The organism is Mesorhizobium sp. WSM4809, from assembly GCF_055811655.1.
This window is the reverse complement of record NZ_JBVVQW010000026.1, coordinates 1-20,507: the sequence shown is the minus strand read 5'-3', so window position 1 is coordinate 20,507 and position 20,507 is coordinate 1. Positions and strand designations below refer to the sequence as shown.

At 59.8% G+C, this 20,507-nt stretch carries 18 protein-coding genes and 1 pseudogene; 4 read left to right on the top strand and 15 right to left on the bottom strand.

Annotated features, from left to right (window positions below):
- Positions 1-89: 89 nt before the first annotated feature.
- Positions 90-661, top strand: a pseudogene (locus AC0L24_RS31730) (prolyl oligopeptidase family serine peptidase); the annotation flags it as partial.
- A gap of 239 nt (positions 662-900) precedes the next feature.
- Positions 901-1,596 (top strand): OmpW/AlkL family protein, encoded by a 696-nt coding sequence (locus AC0L24_RS31725; RefSeq protein ID WP_473564809.1) that lies wholly within the window; start codon positions 901-903, stop codon positions 1,594-1,596.
- An 840-nt stretch (positions 1,597-2,436) separates the two neighbouring features.
- On the opposite strand, the gene AC0L24_RS31720 is transcribed toward AC0L24_RS31725, so the two are convergent.
- Complete coding sequence (locus AC0L24_RS31720; protein WP_473564808.1) at positions 2,437-2,670, bottom strand: helix-turn-helix domain-containing protein; 234 nt, start codon at positions 2,668-2,670, stop codon at positions 2,437-2,439.
- A 117-nt stretch (positions 2,671-2,787) separates the two neighbouring features.
- On the opposite strand from AC0L24_RS31720, the gene AC0L24_RS31715 reads away from it, so the two are divergent.
- Both AC0L24_RS31715 and proB read left to right on the top strand, forming a co-directional pair.
- Positions 2,788-3,072, top strand: a complete 285-nt coding sequence (locus AC0L24_RS31715) for a DNA -binding domain-containing protein (protein ID WP_473564839.1) — start codon at positions 2,788-2,790, stop codon at positions 3,070-3,072.
- 597 nt (positions 3,073-3,669) lie between these two features.
- On the top strand, positions 3,670-4,533 hold the full coding sequence (proB, locus tag AC0L24_RS31710) for a glutamate 5-kinase (RefSeq protein ID WP_473564807.1): 864 nt from the start codon (positions 3,670-3,672) through the stop codon (positions 4,531-4,533).
- 177 nt (positions 4,534-4,710) lie between these two features.
- On the opposite strand, the gene AC0L24_RS31705 is transcribed toward proB, so the two are convergent.
- The 14 genes from AC0L24_RS31705 to AC0L24_RS31640 all read right to left on the bottom strand — a co-directional run.
- Positions 4,711-5,433, bottom strand: a complete 723-nt coding sequence (locus tag AC0L24_RS31705; protein WP_473564838.1) for a LuxR family transcriptional regulator — start codon at positions 5,431-5,433, stop codon at positions 4,711-4,713.
- A 156-nt stretch (positions 5,434-5,589) separates the two neighbouring features.
- Positions 5,590-6,609: a CaiB/BaiF CoA transferase family protein gene (locus tag AC0L24_RS31700; RefSeq protein ID WP_473564806.1), complete on the bottom strand. Its 1,020-nt coding sequence runs from the start codon at positions 6,607-6,609 to the stop codon at positions 5,590-5,592.
- Positions 6,610-6,931: 322 nt separating this feature from the next.
- Positions 6,932-8,119 (bottom strand): mandelate racemase/muconate lactonizing enzyme family protein, encoded by a 1,188-nt coding sequence (locus AC0L24_RS31695; RefSeq protein WP_473564805.1) that lies wholly within the window; start codon positions 8,117-8,119, stop codon positions 6,932-6,934.
- 4 nt (positions 8,120-8,123) lie between these two features.
- Complete coding sequence (locus tag AC0L24_RS31690; RefSeq protein WP_473564804.1) at positions 8,124-8,645, bottom strand: acyl-CoA thioesterase; 522 nt, start codon at positions 8,643-8,645, stop codon at positions 8,124-8,126.
- 2 nt (positions 8,646-8,647) lie between these two features.
- Positions 8,648-9,433: an enoyl-CoA hydratase-related protein gene (locus tag AC0L24_RS31685; RefSeq protein WP_473564803.1), complete on the bottom strand. Its 786-nt coding sequence runs from the start codon at positions 9,431-9,433 to the stop codon at positions 8,648-8,650.
- A gap of 88 nt (positions 9,434-9,521) precedes the next feature.
- The gene (locus AC0L24_RS31680) at positions 9,522-10,649 is read right to left on the bottom strand and encodes a zinc-binding dehydrogenase (RefSeq protein WP_473564802.1); all 1,128 of its coding nucleotides are present in this window, start codon (positions 10,647-10,649) and stop codon (positions 9,522-9,524) included.
- 2 nt (positions 10,650-10,651) lie between these two features.
- On the bottom strand, positions 10,652-11,815 hold the full coding sequence (locus AC0L24_RS31675) for an acyl-CoA dehydrogenase family protein (protein WP_473564801.1): 1,164 nt from the start codon (positions 11,813-11,815) through the stop codon (positions 10,652-10,654).
- On the bottom strand, positions 11,815-12,657 hold the full coding sequence (locus AC0L24_RS31670) for an enoyl-CoA hydratase/isomerase family protein (RefSeq protein ID WP_473564800.1): 843 nt from the start codon (positions 12,655-12,657) through the stop codon (positions 11,815-11,817). Before AC0L24_RS31670 ends, AC0L24_RS31675 begins: the two co-directional genes overlap by 1 nt.
- A gap of 18 nt (positions 12,658-12,675) precedes the next feature.
- Entirely contained in the window at positions 12,676-14,769 is a 2,094-nt protein-coding gene (locus AC0L24_RS31665) for an acetate--CoA ligase family protein (RefSeq protein WP_473564799.1), read from the bottom strand.
- Positions 14,770-15,227: 458 nt separating this feature from the next.
- A complete protein-coding gene (locus tag AC0L24_RS31660) occupies positions 15,228-16,184 on the bottom strand; it encodes a GlxA family transcriptional regulator (RefSeq protein ID WP_473564798.1) in 957 nt (318 codons plus the stop codon).
- Between the two features lie 447 nt (positions 16,185-16,631).
- On the bottom strand, positions 16,632-17,309 hold the full coding sequence (locus AC0L24_RS31655; RefSeq protein ID WP_473564797.1) for a class I SAM-dependent methyltransferase: 678 nt from the start codon (positions 17,307-17,309) through the stop codon (positions 16,632-16,634).
- Between the two features lie 422 nt (positions 17,310-17,731).
- On the bottom strand, positions 17,732-18,835 hold the full coding sequence (locus AC0L24_RS31650) for an alcohol dehydrogenase family protein (protein ID WP_473564796.1): 1,104 nt from the start codon (positions 18,833-18,835) through the stop codon (positions 17,732-17,734).
- 309 nt (positions 18,836-19,144) lie between these two features.
- Positions 19,145-20,074, bottom strand: coding sequence for an isopenicillin N synthase family dioxygenase (locus AC0L24_RS31645; protein WP_473564795.1), 930 nt, complete (start codon positions 20,072-20,074; stop codon positions 19,145-19,147).
- Positions 20,071-20,507 (bottom strand): methyltransferase domain-containing protein (locus tag AC0L24_RS31640; RefSeq protein WP_473564794.1); only part of this gene is annotated, 437 nt, incomplete at its 5' end. The genes AC0L24_RS31640 and AC0L24_RS31645, both read right to left, overlap by 4 nt.

Sequence of the window (20,507 nt, the reverse complement as noted above, 5' to 3'; positions counted from 1 at the left end):
CTTTTCGAAGATGCGGGCGCGCCCGCCAACACTGAGCATTCCCGCGCGTACCGAAACCTTTGCGCTTTCACTCGTCCGGTTATCGGGACATGACCGAGTTCGATTTCCGACCAACAGTGAATGCACCCGACGACGACCCCCATCTTTGGCTTGAAGATGTAGAAGGCGAACGGGTCCTTGCGTGGACGGAAGGCCAGTCGGCGAGGACCCTGAAGTATCTCGGTGGAACGCAGTTCGAGCGTGACCGGGCGGCGCTGATGGCGGCAATCGACCGCCCCGATAGGATTCCCCTCGTCACGCGCCGGGGTCAGTACCTCTACAATTTCTGGCGAGATGCCGGAAATCCGCGCGGACTCTGGCGCCGGACCACCCTTGCCGTCTACCTGACGACGGATCCCCAATGGGAGCTACTGCTCGATCTGGATGCCCTCGCGGCTAGCGACGGAGAGGACTGGATCTGGGGCGGGGCGTCCATCGAGCCGGAGAAACGGAAAAGAGCCATTCTGCGGCTCTCGCGCGGCGGCAGTGACGCGGTCGTGCATTCTGAATTCGACTTAGTGTCGCTGACGGTTTCAATCTTCCAGATGCCAAAGGCCACATTCGTTGGCTCGACCCTGACACGTTTCTGCTTTGCGGTGCCCTTGGTCATGGCATGGCGAGCGATCCGCATTCATCGCCCTATGCGACAATTTCCTTAGCAGCGCCATCGGCTGGCAAGCGGAGAGCCCTCATTGACGACCGGGAACCCGACAAAGCACGCGAAAAACCAGTGAGTATAGGTTTGGTTGCGACAAAGATGCAAATGCAAAGGCCTCACCTTGACCAAGTGCAGGCCGGGCTTGGCGGGATAATTAATATTCGCAACAGTCTACTATTTCTGACGAGCAAGGAGAGAATATTATGGCGACGACACTAACAAACTTGGCGCGCGGTGTAATAGCGGCCACCACCCTTATCCTGGTCGGACAGCAGGCGGTCGCGGCTGACGTCCCAGAGGTGCCGTGCGACCCCGACGAGGGTGCCTGGGTGTCGGAATGGGCTAGCCCTTGGCAGATCCGCCTGCGCGCCTTGGGGGTTATTACTGAGGATTCGGGCTACGTTAGTGCGGTTCCCGGCTCCGGTCTTTCCTATTCGAACACCGTGATTCCGGAACTCGACGTCTCGTACTTCTTCACGGACAATATCGCCGCCGAAGTCATCCTCGGCACCACATATGCCAATATCACGGGCCAGGGCTCGATTAGTGGGCTTGGCAACATCGGCAAGGCTTGGCTGTTGCCGCCGACGCTGACATTGCAGTACCATTTTACCGATTTCGGCCCCTTCAAACCCTATATCGGCGCGGGCGTGAACTATACGATTTTCTATCATCAGAAAGCCGGCAGCGCCGATGATCTCAAGGTCAAGAACACATTCGGCACCGCACTGCAGGTCGGGTTCGACTACATGGTGGACCAGCATTGGGGCGTCAACTTCGACGTGAAGAAGCTTTTTCTCAAGCCAGACTTCGATGTTACGGTGGCCGGCGCCAAGCTGACCGGGAAAGCGGCGCTCGATCCATGGCTGATAGGCGCAGGTCTCACCTATCGTTTCTGACGACGGAAGGCGAAGGCAGCTTACTCACAGCCGATTGGAATTAAGGGCGCCTCGGGCTGGGCATCGCGCGCTCCTTTTTGCGGTTGTCCCTGCAAGGGAAGGGCGAGCACCATCCTGCGGTGGGCCAAGAACCCTCCTCACACTTAAGGCGGCCTCAACTGGCCGCCTGAAATGGAAGTGCTTAGTGGCGGTCGACCAAGAAAGCTTTTCGTATTGTTGACGGAACGCTGAAGGCAGCCGTTGCCGGCATCGGTCTCCCGGGCTTCATGTCTGAGCTTATGCGCCTGTGCAAGCAAGCACGGACCTCCTCGACACCACCAGGTGCGCACTTCAGCGACGGGTGAGCGCTGCCGGTTCCTTACTGCAGCACCCGGTGCCTGGCATCTGGGAAACATTCCTCGGCCGCCTGAGCCACCTTTGCCTTGCCCCGGCATCCACGGTAGGGTGCCGAGCTACAGCTGGGCCAATGATGACGGTTTGTGATCTCCTGGTAGAGCCTGGCGTCAGAGCCCCGCCCTCACCTGTGTCTCCGCTGGCGGTTGGCTCCCGTCTTGCATGCATCATTTTGTCTCCGCTGCCGATCGAGGGCGGCGAGTTACGACCGGAAAAAGACGGACTGCACCCGAAGAACCGAACAAAGTGAAGGACCCTGAGTGGCGAAGGGCTGCGGGACGCCTCGGCGGGCCTAGAAGGGAGTGCCGCCTGTCTGCGCCATCGGGAGGCCCAAAAAGAAGAGCTGCGCGCGCCTGCGACCCGCGCCAGGGGCGGGAGCTTGGGATTGCGAAGAAACCGGGGCTGGAGGCGCGGCAACCGGTGGCTCCGGGAGGCGCGCTGGCCCAGCTACGTTCGCAGGCTCAACAGAATCTCGCACGGGTCAGCGTCAAGCACTGCTGTTACGTCGAGAAATTCAATGACGTCGAGACGCCGCTCTCCACCCTCGTACTTGGCCACGAAGGATTGGGGACGGCCAAGCCTCTCGGCCAGCTGCTCCTGGGTCAGGCCTTTGGCCTTGCGCAGTGATCTCAGCTGGTCCAGGAACCTCTGGTGGCGGGGAGATCGGAGAGATTTGGGCATCTAGGCGAACCGGACGGATAAAGACCGGCTCAGCCACTAATCCTGGTTCCAGATAATCCCATTTTGGGATATTCTGTCCTGAATCCAGCGATCAACATGCGGGGTTTCGCGGCAGAGATGGATCGATCAACGGGAACGGACGGGGCTCAGAGTTCAGCACTGCGCGACGAGGTTCCCTGGTCGGAGAGCCTCACGAGCTATGACCGGGAGCATTTCAATATCTATCTGAGGATTATCGACGCCTGCGCCGACAATGCTAGCATAGAAGAGATGGCAGATCTCATCCTCGGCATCGACCCCGTCCATGAACCGGTACGCGCCCGCAACGCTGTCCGTAGTCATATCGACCGGGCGAACTGGATGGTGACGACCGGCTACAAGGAACTGTTCGCCGCTGGATGAACGAGCTGTGCGCTCCGTCACGCCACAGGCAAATGAGCACGGCTAAGCCGGTCGGCGATGGATGCATGTTGCCGAGCGCGCGTACCATCTGGATGCTATTCTTTATGATACCAAGCCTCAATTGCTGGTTAAGCGGGGCGACGAGACTGCGATCACTTTTGTTCGCTCCTTGGCCAACGAAATAACAGTAGAAGCTTGCCAGAGCGAAGCCGCTCCAGCGGATTCGGCGGCATTGCATAGGCATCCGCCTCACTTGCATTCGGCTGGAGACCATCTATCGCCACTGGCGAAAGCACCGGCCCACCGCCGTGCTTGCCGGTCGTATCGAGAACGGCCTCATCAGTCCCGTTCAAGCTGCCTCCAATCCCCTTCAGTGCGGAGCGCGTCATGTTCGCCTCTCGGTGATGAAACCGTGAATTGCCGCTACATAAGTTTATACAAGCTTCATGAGCGCCAATCGCCAAGGGTGCTAGGTTCCTCACCAAAATGTAGAGGGTGGCCGCAACTCCGGGCCGTCAAAAAGAGGTCTGACGCTGCTTGTGCTTGTGCACCACAGAGCCCTGTCGCTCGTGTATCGCCAAGAAGAGAGTGGAAATCATGTCTTCATTGTCACTGCAGCTAGACCCAGTGGCAGCAGCGACAAGATCGATCCAATTACTTTCGGCTCAGCGGCTAGTGGTCAAGATTGGCTCGGCACTGCTCGTCGATGAAGTGACTGGCGATATGCGCATTGGCTGGCTTGAAACGCTGATTGCGGATGTAGTGCGCTTTTTCTCACGTGGGCAGCAGGTGATCATCGTCACGTCCGGTGCAGTCGCGCTCGGATCTGCTCAATTCGACGGTCTGGGCAGACCGCTGCGAATGCAGGAGAAGCAAACGGCCGCCGCGATCGGTCAGGTTCGGCTCATCCTTGCTTACGAACAGAGTTTGAAGCGCCATGGTTTCGCTGTGGGACAGATGTTATTGACCGGCGAAGTTATGGAGAACAAGCATCGCCGCCATAACGCAAGGTCGACACTTGAACAACTTCTCAAAATTGGCGTCGTACCTGTCATCAACGAGAACGACACGACTGCAACGGCAGAGATCTGCTTTGGCGACAATGACCGGCTGGCGGCACGCGTCGCACAGATGGTAGGCGCCGACCTTCTCGTTCTGCTTTCCAACGTAGATGGCCTGTTCACCGAAGACCCACACAACAATCCGCTGGCTCGTCTGATTACAGAGGTGCGATGTATTTCCCCCGAGATAGAGGCCATGGCGGGCCATTCCCACACCTGTCACGGTTCGGGTGGCATGGTGACAAAATTGATGGCAGCAAAGACAGCCATGGACGCGGGATGTGGCATGCTCATTGCGAGAGGAAACGAAGCTTACCCACTCACCGCGATCGAGAACGGTGCGCCATCGACGTCGTTTGTTCCGCTCGCCAGAGACAGGGCCACACGCGGGAAACATTGATGAAGTCCTCGCCGCTTGAACCATTGCAACCACTGTCGATTCGGAGGCAGCTTGCAATCCACCGGACGCAGCAAGTTGCATCACAGGCCGGCAGCAATGACGCCTGGGCTCGGGGCCAGTGTACCAACGCCGAAATGACTTGTGCCCAGCATAGGGCACCCAGGGCAGGTCGGTTTTTTAGAGAATCGAAGATCGTGAGGAGGCCAGCAGCGCCACCGCTTGGTCTTTTGTGCGCACGCCGAGCTTGCTCCTGGCATTGTCCAGATGAAAAGCGACAGTGCGCGACCTGATGCCTAGGATGCAGGCTGTGTCGGAGGCGGACTTGCCGCGCGCCGCCCACTGCAGGCACTCATACTCACGTGGTGTCAGCAGAATGCCATCCACCATTCGACCGGTCGAGAGCTTGCGGCGGACATGAACGTGAAAGCATGTTGCCATGAATTGGAGCGCCTGCTCATACCGCTCGGCAACGCGCAGCAAACCGGACGGCTCACGCGCGGCAAAGGTCATCGCCGCAGCACGTCCCCTGAGATCAACAATGGGGATCGTCAATCCACAGCAGATGCCGAACTCTGCAGCTTCGACGAACAGCCTTTGCTGAACCTGCGATATTTCAACGCCACGAAGATCCGAATCCCATAGGAAGGGGCAACCGGCAAGGCGCGCACGCATTATTACGGGATCGATTCGCTGATACTGGTTTCGGAAATAGTGCGCGGTCCAATCGGGCGGATAATTGGAGATCAGCTTGGGCTCGCCGGAAGGTCGCGACGGAAGGGATAGATAAGCGAACGTGAGTAGATCAAGTCCCGAGACAGCGCTGGCCAAGGCTTGCCGGAAATCTGTTTCGTCGACACTCTCCGACAGCTTTTCCAGGAGTGTCTCGAACAAGCGCGGTATGCCTTTCGTCATTGTCCTTACTTAATGTTCCACCAATTGCGACCGATAATATGGTGCCGTCTCTTTCTGTCGATCGGGGGGCTAGACCACGGAGGCTTCTGCAGCAATAGGCGGTCGCGGCGTGAGGATAGTAACCTGCGATCATTCGGTCGCTTCCTACTCCATCGCGCGCTCTCCCGCCACGTCAGTCAGTTCTGGCATGCCGTCAGGATGCGCCTCCGCCAGTGAAAGGACCGGTGTCACGCAAGCGTCGCTATCCGCGAAGACTTTGCTCCAATCGTCCAGCGTTCGAGCCTTGAAACGCTCCGTCAGGCCTCTTCTGGCCTCCGGCCAGCCTTCCTTGCGCTCCATCAATCCGGTTAGTTCGGGCCAGCCGAGCTTCCGCCCGATCTCCGCAATGAACTTCGGCTCCAGCGCACCGGCCGCGAGCCAGCGGCCGTCAGAGGTAGCATAGGTGTCATAGGTAGGCATCCCGCCGCTCAAGGATTCACGCCAGGATTCCTCCAGGTGACCGCCGAGCACGGTCGCAGCCGAGATGTCCGACAAAAGATAACGGACGCCGTCCGTCATCGAGAGGCAGATGCGCTGCCCCTGGTCCGTGCGCGAGCGTTCGAGCAGTGCGGCCAGGATCGCGCAGACGGTGAGGGTACCCCCTGCCGCGTAATCGCCGATGATGTTCTGGGGGGCGACCGGCTTGCCCTGCCGGTCGCGGATCAAGGAGAGCGCGCCGGACATCGCTAGGTAATTGATGTCGTGGCCTGCCCGCGTCGCATGCGGTGCCTTACTGCCGTAGCCTCTGATCTCGCATACGATGAGGTGCGGGTTCTCCGAGCCGAGAACGTCCCATCCGAGTCCGAGCGCCTCAAGCTTTCCTGGACGCATCTCGCTGATAAAGACGTCCGCAGTTCGAACGAGTTGCAGGAGGTCGACACGCCCCTCTTCCGACTTCAGGTCCAGCGGCAGCCGCGACTTGCCCCTGGCCAACGCGTCGTTTGGACCTCCGCGTCCGGCGAGCATCGGGTCGTCGGCGGCTCCCGCATAGTCTGGCTTCGCCTGCATCGGGTTTACGACCGCAATGACTTCCGCTCCCATGTCCGCGAGCACCATCGACGCGAACGGTCCAGGCGCGTTGACAGAAATGTCGATTACCTTGATGCCTGTCAGGGCTGTCTTCATCCGAGGGCGTCTCCAGCCACGATCATGATCTCTTCACCGATCTCGGAGGTGGTGATATGCACAGGGACACTCGTCCGTGCCAGAGTGGATGACCCGCGGGATCATGACTACGTCTCCTGCCTCCATGACACGATGCACAGGCTCGCGCCCTAGACGGCGATCGGGATGATTGACCCTGTCAGGTGCATGCGGTTACGCGAGCATTGGCGAAGTTGACCGGTAGGCCTCCAGTCTGTCTTCGGCCGGCAGCTCGCCAGGCCGCTGGAGTGTACAGCGGGCCGGTCGCGATAGCACGCCGGACTGCTGCGGTGCTCTAGTAGGGTCATGAATGACTCCCGGAATCGGATTGGACAGCTGCTGGATGATCCCTGCCCGGAGCCGTCCCGTGATGCCTGCTGGCCCCCAGAACCACGACGGGATCACCAAGGATCGCCTCGTTAACTTCGACGCCAAGCCCCGGTCCGCAGTTGTCGGGAAGCCGGATTTCTCCGTTGACGACACGAAGGGGGTTCTTCACGAGGGGAAGGTCATCGCTGACGTAGTCATACAGTCCGAAGACGAGATTGCGTGGCAGCGTATGCGCAAGGTGCGTCACCGCGGCGAGCAAGATTCCCGACCCGTAGTAGTCCTCAATCCGGACAGGCACTCCGAGAATGCTGGCAAGCGACATCGCCTGCCGGGTGGCCTCAATACCGCCAATGCAGGAGGTCTTCAGCGAGGCGACGTCCAAAACTTGGTTCTCCACCGCCTCGAGAAAGCGCCGTGGGCTGTCAAGCACTTCGTCGAGCATGATCCGGACACTGGTGCGCTGGGCGACCGTTCGGCACTCCTCGTAGGTATCGCAGGGATTCTCGATCATAGGCGAGAGCTCGCGCAACGTGTTGATCACGCGGATCGTGTCATCGACAAGCCAGCCGCGGTTCGGGTCGTACCAGATGCGCTCATGAGGAAGCGCTATCTCTTCGACCATCCGGATGGTCTCGATATCCTCATTTACCTCGCCTGCCCCGACTTTGATCTGGAAGCGCGAGTATCCCCTCTTACGCTCCCTGTCGAAGGCGGCAAGCGTCTGGTCGCGCGTTCCAATGCGGACCACAGCGAGAACCGGCACGGAATACGAGACGCGTCCGCCCCAGAGGTCAATGAGCGGAAGGCCGTGTGCCTTCGCTGCGAGATCCCACAGCCCCATCTCCAGCGCTGTCTTGGCGTTGCCGTGCCCTCTGAGAGCTGCGGACACGTCCCTCAAGATGGCCGCGACCTGTCGCGGATCGCGGCCCAGCACCACCGGGGAAACGTGTCGGATGCCTTCGCGAGCGCCTGCCGATAGTTCCGGCAGATAGTAAGGTGGCGCCGAGGAAACTTCGCCCCAGCCGACGAGACCGCCATCGGTTTCGATCTTCACCACGAGGATATCGAGCGCCGGATTGATTGACTGGCTCGACACATACCGCGTGAGCTCCATGCCAACGTCGATCGGCACGGAGTAGAGCGTTATCTTCTCGATGCGCATCGGATCACCTATTCTTCAGGGCGACGCCCTGTCCGGCTACAGCGGGAACTTCCTGTCCGGTCTGGGAGTGCATAACCAGTTCGAGCCTCCCTGCGACGACAGGCCGCCAGTTCTCTGGCCGCCGATCTGTCAGGTTGAAACCGAGACACTTTACCTCGTTCGTGGCTGCCAGCTCGTTCGTCTTCGACTTCCAGATGTGGTGGAAGAGGACGAAGCGCTTGTTGTCCACGCCAATGAGCTGCGTGGTCACATGGATCGGCGTACCCAACGCCAGCTCGTTTATGTAGTGGACGTGGTTTTCGACAATGACGTATTCATGGCCATTGCGGACTTCCATCGTGCTGTCAGGACCGTTCAGCCAGTTCCAGAAAGCCCAGTTGGCATGGTCACCTATGGTCAGGTAATGCGCGACATTTACGTGCTGAAAGACGTCGATCCACTCTTCCCGGACTTTCGCCCGGAACAGCGTAAGCGGCGATTCGATATCGCCTGTCCAAGGCAATGGGGCATCATAGGCCTCTGCCATTGTCAGCGTCCTTTCCAGTTGGGCGCGCGCTTCTCCGATAGAGCTGCCATTCCTTCGGCTGCGTCCTGGCTTGCATAGACGCGCCGATACACGGGCAGATCGGCCTCGCGCATTATCCGGTAGGCTTCCCGTTCGCCGTGGCCTTCGGTCGCTCGGTCGATCTCTTTGATCGCCTGCAACGAGAGAGGCGCCGATGCGGCGATCCGATCGGCAAGCTTATGCGCGGCAGACATCAGATGGCCTGCGGGCACGACCTCATTCACCAGACCCCAGCTCTCCAGCATGTGCGCGCTGACTTGCCTTCCGGTGAACAACATCTCCATTGCTATGGGCCGTGGAAGTCGGCGCGGAAGACGGATCACGCCGCCAGCATCGGCTATTAGACCGATGGCGGCTTCCGTGAGGCCGAACTTCGCGTGGGAGGCCGCGACGATCAGGTCGGCAGCCAGCGCAAGCTCGAACCCGCCGCCGAGTGCCAGCCCATTCACTGCCGCGATGACGGGCTTCTTCAGGCCCCAGTACTCCGTGAGGCCAGCGAACCCTCCGATGCCCTGGTCGGCGTCCGCCGCTTCGCCCTCGGCAGCCGCCTTGAGGTCCCAGCCCGCAGAAAAGAACCTGTCGCCGCCCCCTGCGATGATAGCAACCGAGAGGCTGTCGTCTTCGTTGAGCGTGCGGAACGCCTCGCCCAGCTCCTTAGACGTCGCGGCGTTGATAGCGTTGGCCTTCGGACGGTCGAGAACGATCTCGAGTACGCGGCCGCGCCTTTCGGTCTTAACCAACGAGCTCACACACACCTCTCCATGATAGGGACTTGGGTAGCGGGTTTCGATGCTCCACTTGTTGAGAACAAACCGATAGGCCGCGGTCCGGTGATCTTCACTTATAACTCTCCACTTTGGGAGGCACGAGGACGAAGCTGCCGACGTGTTTCTTCTCGAAGAACTCCGACTGAGCAGCGTGAATCTGATCCAGCGGCCAGGACTTCGTACTGAAAGGTTTGATCTGGCCGGAGACGACTAGATCAATCAGACGCGGGAACGTGTCGCGCAGGTAGACCGTGGAACCAAACAGGGATAGGTTTTTGAGATAGAGCGTCCGCAGATCGAGATTGACCTTTGGGCCGCCGATGGCTCCTGCGGTCACGTAACGGCCGCCACGGCGTAGCAGCTTCAGGAGATCGGGAAACTGATCGCCGCCGACCACGTCTGCCACGAGGCTAAGCTTCCTCCCGCCCGTGATCTCCAACACCGCGGAGACGAGGTCCGGTGTGTCGCGGTCGATCACCTGATCGGCGCCCAGTTCGAAAACGTCCGCCATCTTCGTCTTGCCCGCGACGGCAATGGCGGTCGCACCGAGAGCCTTAAGGATCTGCACCAGGAACGTGCCGACGCCACCGGAGGCGCCTGTGACGAGCGCAAGATCGCCTGCCTTCGCACCGGCGATCGAGAGCATGTTCATGGCTGTGCCGCCCGAGCATGGAAGAGTCGCAAGAGCCGCATCCGAGAGCGGAAAGTCTTTCGGGACAGAGACGGCATTGACCGATGGGACGGTAGTGAACTGGGCAAATGCGCCGTCGTGCTCGGCCCCTAAAAAACCAGCGCTGTCGAGTCCTTCGACATCTTCCGGATCGCGGATGTAAGGATCGCAGACGACACGCTCACCAATCCGGCCCGCCTCCACGCCCTCGCCAATGGCCACTATGTAGCCAGCGGCGTCGGCGCCCTGAATGCGCGGGAACGTGAGCCCGCCCTCCCAGTCACCCATGCCCTTCTCGGCCACCCCGAAACCGCTCTTGCCGCCTTCTGCCGTGGTGCCTGAACTAACCTGCTTGTTGTACCAGCCTGTGCGCGTGTTGATGTCCGTGTTGTTCACGCCAGCCGCAGTCACGTTGACGAGAACCTCGCCGGGACCAGGCAGACGAACGGCAACGTCGTCGCGAAGGACCAGCCTGTCGAGGCCGCCGTGACCGACGAGGTGCACGGCCGTCATCGTGTTCGCCGTCATGTTCAGGCTCCTTTCGCACGCATGAGCTGTCGGCTTATGATGTGACGCTGTATCTCGGAGGTTCCCTCCCAGATGCGCTCGACGCGAGCGTCACGGTATATCCGTTCGAGCGGCAGGTCGGCCATTACTCCCATGCCGCCGCAGGTCTGGATGGCCTGATCGGCCACGCGCCCAAGCATCTCGGAGCACCAGACCTTCGCCATGGCGCAGTCCTCAGCGATCGTCGGGGCTTTCTGGTCTACCTTCCACGCCGTGTTCATCAGCAAAAGGTCGCCAATGCGGATGTCGATCGCCATGTCGGCGAGCGGGAAGCTAATTCCCTGGAACTTGCCGATCGGCTGCCCGAACTGCTTTCGCTGAGCCGCGAAGTCGACAGCGACCTCGAAAGCACGCTCCGCACGGGCAACGCATACCGCCGCCACGGTTAGGCGGCCCGGTCCGAGCCAGTCACTCACCACCTTGAAACCCTCGCCTTCGCCGCCGACCATCTGCCAGTCCCCCACGCGGACGCTGTCGAAGTTCAGGACGTTGTTGTAATAGCCGCGGTGCCCCATGTGGTCATAGCCCCTACCGACTTCGAGACCGGGAGTGTCAAGGTCCACGAGGAAGCACGAGATGCGCTTGCGGGGACCACTCGACGTCTCTTCTTCCCCGGTCGCGGCGAACAAGATCACGAAATCCGAATTCTGGGCATTGGAGATGAAGTGCTTCGTCCCATTGATGATCCAGTCGCTGCCGTCCTTGACCGCGCGGGTCTTCATGCCCTTGAGATCGGAGCCCGCGTCAGGCTCCGTCATGGCGATGCATTCCCGCTTCTCGCCCCACATCACGGGTTCGAGGAAGTGGGCGATCTGCTCTCCCTGGCACGCCGCGAGGATGTTGTTCGGTCGACGAACGCATTCGGCCAAAGCCAGTGATGCCCGTGACAGCCCTTTCTCGACGAGTGTGAAGGAAACGCAGTCCAGTGCGGCTCCGCCCACGCTTTCTGGCATATTGCAGGCGTGAAGTCCGAGCGCCATCGCCTTGCGGCGGATGTCGAGTTCCAGTTCGCGCGGCAGTTCACTCGTCCGCTCCAGCAACGTTTCGTGCGGGATGAGTTCGGTTTCGCAAAAGTTGCGGACCGTCCTGGAGAGCATCTCCTGCTCTTCGCTCAGCGAGAAGTCCATTAGTCCAACCCGTCGTAACGAGCATTTGCGTGATCGAGGGCGGTCCGGAGTCCCTTCTCGGCGGTCATCCGGCTGAACTCAGCGTATTCCGGGACAGGCTGTGCGCCCATGATGGCAACCTGCTCGAGGTAGTAGTCCGTCGCGGTCCTGAGTCCCTGCATCTCGTAGACGCGGTTCAAATACATCTTGTGCATCCGCTGCATCTCGCGCGGCATACGCGCCATCAGGGTAGCCTTCCGACGGGTTGACTCCGCGAGTTGGTCCGACTCGACCACCTCGGTGACCAAGCCCATTTCCTTCGCCTGGGCGGCGGTTAGCTCCCGGCCGGTCAGGAGAAGGTCCTTGGCGGTTTTCATGTTCACCACCCAAGGCAGAAACATGCAGTGCCCAGACACGCCGTAGCGTACCTCATTGTAGCCCATTCGAGTGTCGGAGGTGACGATCGAGACGTCGCAGAACAGCGAGAGCTCGAACCCCTTGCCGATCGCGTACTTATGGATCGAGGCTATTACCGGCTTGGTGACGGTCCAGGGAGTGGTGAACTCCTCGAACTGATGGATGTAGTGGGCGCGATACTCGTAGATCGACGTGCGATCCTCCGCGGCGTCTTCGTCAAGATCGTGTCCGGCGCAAAATCCCCGGCCGTTGCCGCGGATGACGATAACATTGACATTTTCGTCCCGGTCGGCGCGCATAAGGCCCGCCTGTAGTTCGGCGATAAGTCGGAGGTTCATCGCATTCAGCTTCTCCGGCCTGTTCAGCGTCAGCCAGCAGATGTGCTCGGAGTCTACCTCGTAGATAAGGTGCTTGTAGTCGGTGGTTTCAGGCGTGATACTCTGCATGGACTTCCCCCTTGGGTGTTAGGCAACACACTTCTTGCGGTGTGCAAGCTTCAGAACCGCGTCCACGGCAAGCGCGCCTTCTCGGCCGACCAGGATCGGGTTGATTTCGATTTTCTCCGCGCCTTCGGCGATAGCGAAGAAGCCTAGGGCCTCGAGCGTGTCGAGCAGCGCCTCGCGGTCGCCTGCGGGACGGCCCCGCCATCCCTTGAGGCGCTCGGCCACCTTCAGGCGGTCCAAGGCACGCGAGAGTTCTTCCCGTCGGAAAGGCGCGGCGACCAAAGTGCTGTCGTTCCAGAGCTCGGCTTCCACTCCGCCGCCGGCGATCATCATGACGGGACCGACGGATGGGTCGTAAGTCACGGAAGCCAAGACCTCGGCAACGGTGTTCGCCGCCATCGCCTCTACGAGGACGAGGCCCAATGGAATGTTCGGTGCGAGGCGACCCATGTCCGATCGCATCTTCTCGACCGCGTCCCGCACGTCCTGAGTCGAGGACAGGCCGATGCGAACCGCACCGACCTCTGTCTTGTGAAGGAGGCGGGAGTCGAGAGCTTTGAGAACGACCGGGAAGCCGATTTCGGCGGCGACTTCGTGGGCCTTCTCGGAATTGCAGACTGTCGACTTGGGAACCCGCACTCCAGCCCCTGCCAGCATCGATTTGGCTGACGCCTCATCTTGATAGGTGCCGGCTTCAGGAACGATCGGCGTTGCCGCGGTCAGCCGCTCCAGACCTGCGGCATTTAGCTCTTCGCGGCGCTCGCGCCACCAGACACCGTGCGACATCGCACGCATGCACTCCTCCAGGCCCTGCATGGCGGCAAGGCCGAGGCTTTGGGTGTGATCGCGGGCGTGGGCCGGGAAGCAATCGATCATGGGGGCCAACTGCATGGCTGCGACGTCCCGCCCTATGCAGGCCGCGCCGAGAGCTTCGACCTGCGCGGCGTATTCGCTGATGTCCCACATGCCTTCACGAGGATAGTTCTGCACCATCAGGGCAGCGTCGTAGCCTTCGTCGAGTAGCGCTGAGTAGATGGCCGTCTGACGCTCCGTATCGTTCCAGGCGCCCATAGTGACATCCTGTGGATTGCCAGGCGTTGCCATCAAGGGAAGGACTTCCCGCAGGCGGGCGAGCCGGTCCCCGGTCGGCTGAGGAAGCTCGAATCCCGCGGCACTGAGGTGGTCGGCGAGCATCACGCCTAGCACCCCGGACACAGCGGTCACGAGAACCCTGCGTCCCTTTGGCACCTGCCCTGAATGGAACAGCTTCAGCGTCTCGAAGAACTCCGATTCCGAGTTGGCGGAGATGATGCCAAGCCTGTCGAAGAGGGCATCCCAGGCAGCCCCTGCACCGGTCATCGACGCGGTATGGGAAGCTGCAGCCTGCGCGCCTGCAGGCGTCTTGCCGAACTTGATGGCGACGATCGGCTTGCCGAGCTCGAGCGCCTTCGCGGCGGCCTTGCGGAGAACCGAGACATCTCGAAGGCTTTCGAAGGAGAGGCCGATGGCAGTAACGCGTGGATCCTCGAGCAGGTAGTCGACGCAGGCTTCCACGCCGGTAACTGCCTGATTGCCGCCACCGACGAGATGCGTGATCGGCAGACCTCGATCGGAGAATACTGCGTCGCAAAGCAGGCCACCGCCCTGGCTGACGACGGCGACGCCCTTTTCGACCGAGTGAAGCCCGAACTGATCCATCATGGCTGCCATCGGATCGACGAAGTTGACCAGTCCGACGGCGTTGGGGCCGAGCATGACCATTTCGCCAGCCGCAGCGACGAGTTCCGCCTGCAGTTTGATACCGTCAACTCCCGTCTCGGCGAATCCGGCGGCGTTACAAACGATTGCTCTGCAGCCCTTGATACGGAGGGATCTAACCGCTTCAAGCGCGGCTTCGCGACGGATCGCGATGAAAGCCAAATCAGGCGCCTGCGGAAGCGCCTCGATCCAGGGGACGCACGGAAATCCTTGCAGGGTCTCGTATTTGGGATTCACCACCCAGGTGTCCCCTGAGAAGCCGAGGTCGCGGTGGTACTTCAATGCGGGATTCAGATTGCTGCCTCCTATGAACGCCACGGACTTGGGGCGGAAGAGGGCGTCGAGCGGCTGTGTCATCTGGTTTCCGATAAGAAGAAGCTTGCCCGGAGCTTAATGTTTAGCTCAACACTGCGTTTGATCCCAACAAACAAAAATATGACCTGTTTGAACAAAGATCTACCAAGTAGGTGGCCGGGCTTCTCGCTTGGCTCGCTATCGCTCACCCCGAACTGGTGGGATTTGTTGAGGCTGACCAAGCGGAAGGCAGCATACGGGCTCGCCGAACATCCCGCGCCGCTGCAATCCGCACCCTAGACCTTCCCCTGGAGTTCCAGATGGTCTTGTTGAACCGGCTGGCGCACAGTCCGCAGGCTTGGTCTCACGCAGAAGTCAACACTGTTACCGAGGTATACCTTCCATTCCTTTCGGCGAAGCCTTTTTTTGAGAAACTGTTGGGGTCACACCAGGTGTGCGCTGCCTGGGCGATTGTCTGTCTTCCTGGTTCGATGACACGGCCTCAAGTCTCCAAGCGAAGGTCACCGTTCCTCTCCGGCTGACCCATAGAGCGATCTGTCGCGGCTCGGAGCCATCTTGAACCGCTTTCGATAGGCACGGCTCAGGCTTTCACTTGCCGGGAACCCGCACATCAGCGCGATGTTGCCTACCCGCTGCTTTGAATTCCGCAACAGATTGCGAGCCCGATCCAAGCGTAGCTCAAGGTAGTACGCTTGCGGCGATCGCCCAAGATGCCGCTGGAAGAGCCGACGGAGCTTCCATTCCTTGGCCTCGAGGCGGTTGGCGATCTCCTTGATCGAAAGCGGCGATTCCATGTTCCCAAGCATCATGTCGATAGCTTTCGCGAGCTCCCGGTCGAGGCGTGGAATCGACCAGTCAAACCCAAAGGATCCATCCGCCCGTCCCGATTCCAGAGGTCGATAATTCAGGATTTCGGCGACGCGCCGTGCGAGTCGTTTGTTCTCGAAATGGGCAATCATGGCCAGGGTCATGTCCATCGTTACGACTCCGCCAGCACTTGAACAGCGGTCATTGTCGAGATCAAACAGGCGATCGGCGAAGAAGGCTTCACCACGACTTTCACGGAATCCGACGATCGCCTCATGGTGTGCGGCGGCAGGCCGCCTGTCGAGCAGGCCCGCTTCGGCGAAGATGAGAGCTCCGGTATCGACGCAGCCCATCAAGCAACCAGACCGCGCCCGGCGCCTCAGCCAATTCAATACCGCATCGGTCTTCATACGGTCCGGGGCGTAGGAGGCCAGCAGGATCACGGCATCCGTCGCTTGTTCATCCAGTCCGCCTTGGATCTCCAGTGAATGGCCCGAAGACGACCGCGGCGTCATCCCATCTATGCTCAGGATGCGCCAGTGGAAGACTGGTCGATGGCTTTCTCGGTTCGCCAACCTCAATGGTTCGGTGACGAGCGACAGCGAGAGAAGCGGAAATCCTTCGCCAATTAGGATCGTTACCAACTTCATATTCGTTCAGGTCATCCCTTGTTGGTTCGGGTCATCCGAAAAGTGTGGCCCGTCGGCAAGTTTCATTGCGGAGGAAATAACCGGGAACTCACGAATTTACTTTGCAGCGTCAATCTGACAAGTCACCGGTTCCATGAGCTTAGACCGGCTGACATTTGTTCGCATGAGCTAGATGGCTGAGTAGCCGACTGGGGCATCAACATTGGGGATGATATCAACACACAGCCAGTCCTACTTCGTCGCCGCCCATCGCCGCAACATAGGTTGCGATACAACGGTCACAGCGAGTGCTCTCCCCACGGCTGAGGCACGACACCAACGGAACGATCGCCTTTCTTATAATAAATCCGGCCTCGTCGACGACCGGGACACAATCCTCATCGCTCCAACGCCTCCACTACCAGTCGCCAACTGGCATCTGATAGCCGCTCCGCTCCGGACCGGCATCTAGGTCGGCCGGCGGCCCCTCAGATGGCAGGGAATGAGGCAGCCGGAGTCCAGTGCGGCCTGGCGGCCCCTCGCGCTGGCGAGCCGGCTATCGGCTACGTCCTTCCCGACGATTGCCTCCAGCTTCTGACACGCCGGACCTTCGAGTAGGGCAACCTCCATGCGGTTGGCCTCCTGCATCTCACGGCGGTAGTCGCTGACCTTGGGTTCGACGAAACCGGCGTCTATGAGACCCTGGAGAGCCTCCGCCGGCTGCGTGAAGGCGAATTTTAATTGCAGCTTCGAGAGCCAGGCAATCACGACTGGGCTCTCGGCGGCGTTTTCCGACCAAAGCCAATCCGCGGCAATGAACCATCCACCGGGCGCCAGCACGCGCAGGAGTTCTGCATAGAGCGTCCGCTTATCGGCGATGTGTAAGAGCGAATCTTTGGAGAAAACAACGTCGAAGCTGGAATCCTTCAACGGGAGCTTACCGGGCATGACCAGTTGGAAGGCGATGCGCTTAGCAAGCCCTTTCTTCGCCGCCAGATCGCGGGCGGATTCAATCAGCTGCGGTTCGACATCGATGCCGAGGACTGTGGCCGCGCCATGCTGCGTCGCCAACAGCATGTCGATGCCGCCCAGGCCGGAGCCGATGTCGAGCACCCGGCGGCCGGAAAGGTCGATGCCCTCCAGCATCTGCGCGACCGCTTTCGGCCCGCCCGGCGAAAGGATACCCTCGCCCCAAACGAATTCCAAGGCATCTGTCAAATCGGTGGGATACTGCATCGGTAGTTCTCCGGTAGCGAGAGGAGTGGATGACTTCCACGGCAGCCTTTTTGCGTCTTCGGATTAGGAATACCAGAGCTGCACATTATCGAAGAACTTGCGCTCTACTGGACTATAGGAATTCAATCAAGTATACGAATTTCAAAGACAATAATTTCGGTGGCTACCCTCTTATTTTACTATTAAATTGGCACCACATGGCGCATCGGACGAATAAATAATCACGCGGCTCGACAACCGTCTCTATACACCACGACCCGAGTTCTGGACCGCTGATCGTGCGCTGCGCGTTCTGCTGATGCGCAGCAGATTTCCTGTGCTCGCAGATTACGTCAGACAGTGACAACGATGTTCCCAACGTGGCGCTTTTCCATGAAAGCCTGTTGAGCCTTTGCAAGGTCCGGCAGTGCATACTCCGCTGCAACAAGAGGCCTAAGCAAACCACGTTCAATCAGGTCGATCAATCGCCCTGCCGTTCCTGGAGGCACGATGGTCGCGCCGGAGAGTTGAAGGTCCTTGTAGATGAGTAGCCTGAGGTCAAAGTCGACTATCGGCCCCGAAATGGCGCCAGAGCTCGAATAGCGTCCACCTTGGCGCAAGGCGCGGACGAGGTGGAGGAAGATACGACCTCCTACGACGTCGAGTGCTACATCGACGTCGCCGCCCGCCGCCGTTCGGATCGAATCAGACAGTTCCAGTGTCTCGCGATCGACCACCGCATCGGCACCAAGCTTCTTCAAAACGCTCGATTTGGACCGTGATGCAATGGCGATGATCCGGGCTCCTCGTAATCGGCACAACTGGATGGCAGCAGTTCCAACGCCCCCCGAGGCGCCGGCGATGACGACGGTTTCTCCAGGTCTCAGGCCTGTGCGCGCGACCAAATTCTCCGCCGTGGCGTAGGCGCAAGGGAACGTTGCGAGTTGAGCGTCAGACAAATTGCAGTCAACGCGAAGCGCGTTTTCGGAGCGTATAGTCGTGAATTCAGAAAAGCCGCCGTTGCGTTCCGATCCGAAGTAGATGGCGCTTGAAGGACTCATCCAGTCTCCCGAACCGAGAAGCCACGGATCCACGATGACCCTTTCACCAATCCGAGTAGCACTCACGCCATCACCAACTGCGGCGATCCTGCCCGCCACATCGGAGCCTTGAATGAGCGGGAAAATTATCGCAGAGCTTCCCCAACTGCCTGCGTTGAACTGAGCCTCGGGAAATCCCGCGCTCCCAGTCGTTGGCGAAATGCCGTCGGTAACATGCCTGGAGTACCAAGCCGTCCGCGTGTTGATATCTGCGTTATTCAAGCCGCATGCGCCGACCGCGATGAGCACTTCCCCCGCGCGGGGCCTCGGAACTGGCCAGTCTTCTCGATACACCAGCTTGTCGAGACCGCCGTGTCCAGTGAGTATGACGGCACGCATGAATTTTTTCAGGCTCATAATTGCTCCTCTACTCTACGAGCACAGCGATACCCGATCGCGAAACTTTCGATATCGGGAACGGCTCCAATGGAGGCGCGGGAGGGGCCACAGCTAGCCAGTCAAATGTGTTTGACCCTCCATCCGGGAACCGCATGGAGTCGACACGGTATAAGCCAGTTCGCCAGATGTGTCTGAGGGTCTCGCCGCATGCGTTGTCTTTGCGAGCTATCGTTTCGATGAACCCGACCATGATGCCGTAGAGTTCTTCCAAGCGGGCTGCGGTGCGTCATTGCCGCAAATTTGGGGCAACATCGAGAAACGAACGAGCTACCGCAACTCTCGTGCACGGCCGGCGCCGCTTCCGGTTTGCCAGATCGAATCGAAGTTTTGTAACATCACCTCCGCGACGCTAAAGGTGTGCTTTCCCTGCCGGGAAGTCAGGCGAGCGTCAATGTCGGGATAGATAAAGAAGGGAAGCGAAATTCGTTCGGCTGGACCGGTGTGCACGACCTGATGGGGCGTGCTCTTGAATTGATCATCGCTTAAAGCCTGAAGCATGTCGCCCAGATTGACAACGAGACGGTCGGGCAAGCTCGGCGCCGGCACCCAGCGTCCCCCGAACCACACCTGCAAGGAGCGCGTGGCGAGTTCCTCCTGCAGCAGCAGCGTAAAGAACCCGTTGTCGGTATGCTTTCCGGCCGTGCCGCCAGTAGAGGGATATCGGATCACACGCTGGAGTACCGTCGGTGGGCTGAAATGGCGCCGGAACCAGCCCTCTTCCATATCGAGCAAGTCGGCCAGCGCGGTCCCGAGCTGCGGCACAACCTCGTTGACCACGGTCGCCTGCAAAGCTAGCAGGCTTCGAGCGAAACCAGGAGCTAACGCTTCATCCGGAAGGCGTGTCCGACCAGCAAACGGACGCCGGTCACCTTCATTCTCGATTCCGAGGTCGAACATCTCCTTTGGATCAGGGCCGGCCTCGGGATGTAGTGTTTCGCCGTTTAACGGACTGTATCCACGGGCGGTGGCGGGGTACACATATTGGGCGGAGTGACCGTAACGTTCCTTTGTCGACTGTGGCAACGAGAAGAACCGCCGGGAAGCCTGGATCGCTTTTGCGATCTGTTCCTTCGGAATTCCGTGCTCAAGATAGAAGAACCCAAACTCTTCGCAGGCTAGGCGTAGCCGCTCGCGCTCTTCGTTTCGCGTTGCATCAGCTGTCAGTTTCGCCAGTGAGATTTGCGGTAGTGTAGTCATACCTGTTTCTCCGTTGGTGCGCAGGCCCTATCGGGCACTTTGAAAACCCAGTAATGTGCGCCCTCCTCCGCGATGTATTTGCCGTCGTTTAGACGCTGGGTCGTCAGAAGTACGCCCGCATCCTCCAGACGACGCACCTCACCTTCAAAGGACGAAGCCTCCGCATAGCTCTTGCGGGTGCTTACGATGATGAATCCGTTAGGACGCGTGACGCGAGCCAGTTCGTGCAGTGCGTCCGGTCGGATGTGACCGACCGTGAAGACGCCGCAGCAAACCGTGATATCGTAGGTCGCACTGGAGCAGTCGGAGAGCGGCCCGTTAAGATCAACCTTGGCTTGGATGTGCCGGTAGGCGCTGGTTTTCCGGGCCTTTTCGGCCATCTCCTCGGAGAGGTCGATCCCGTCAATCAACTGGAAGCCGAGGCGTTTCAGTT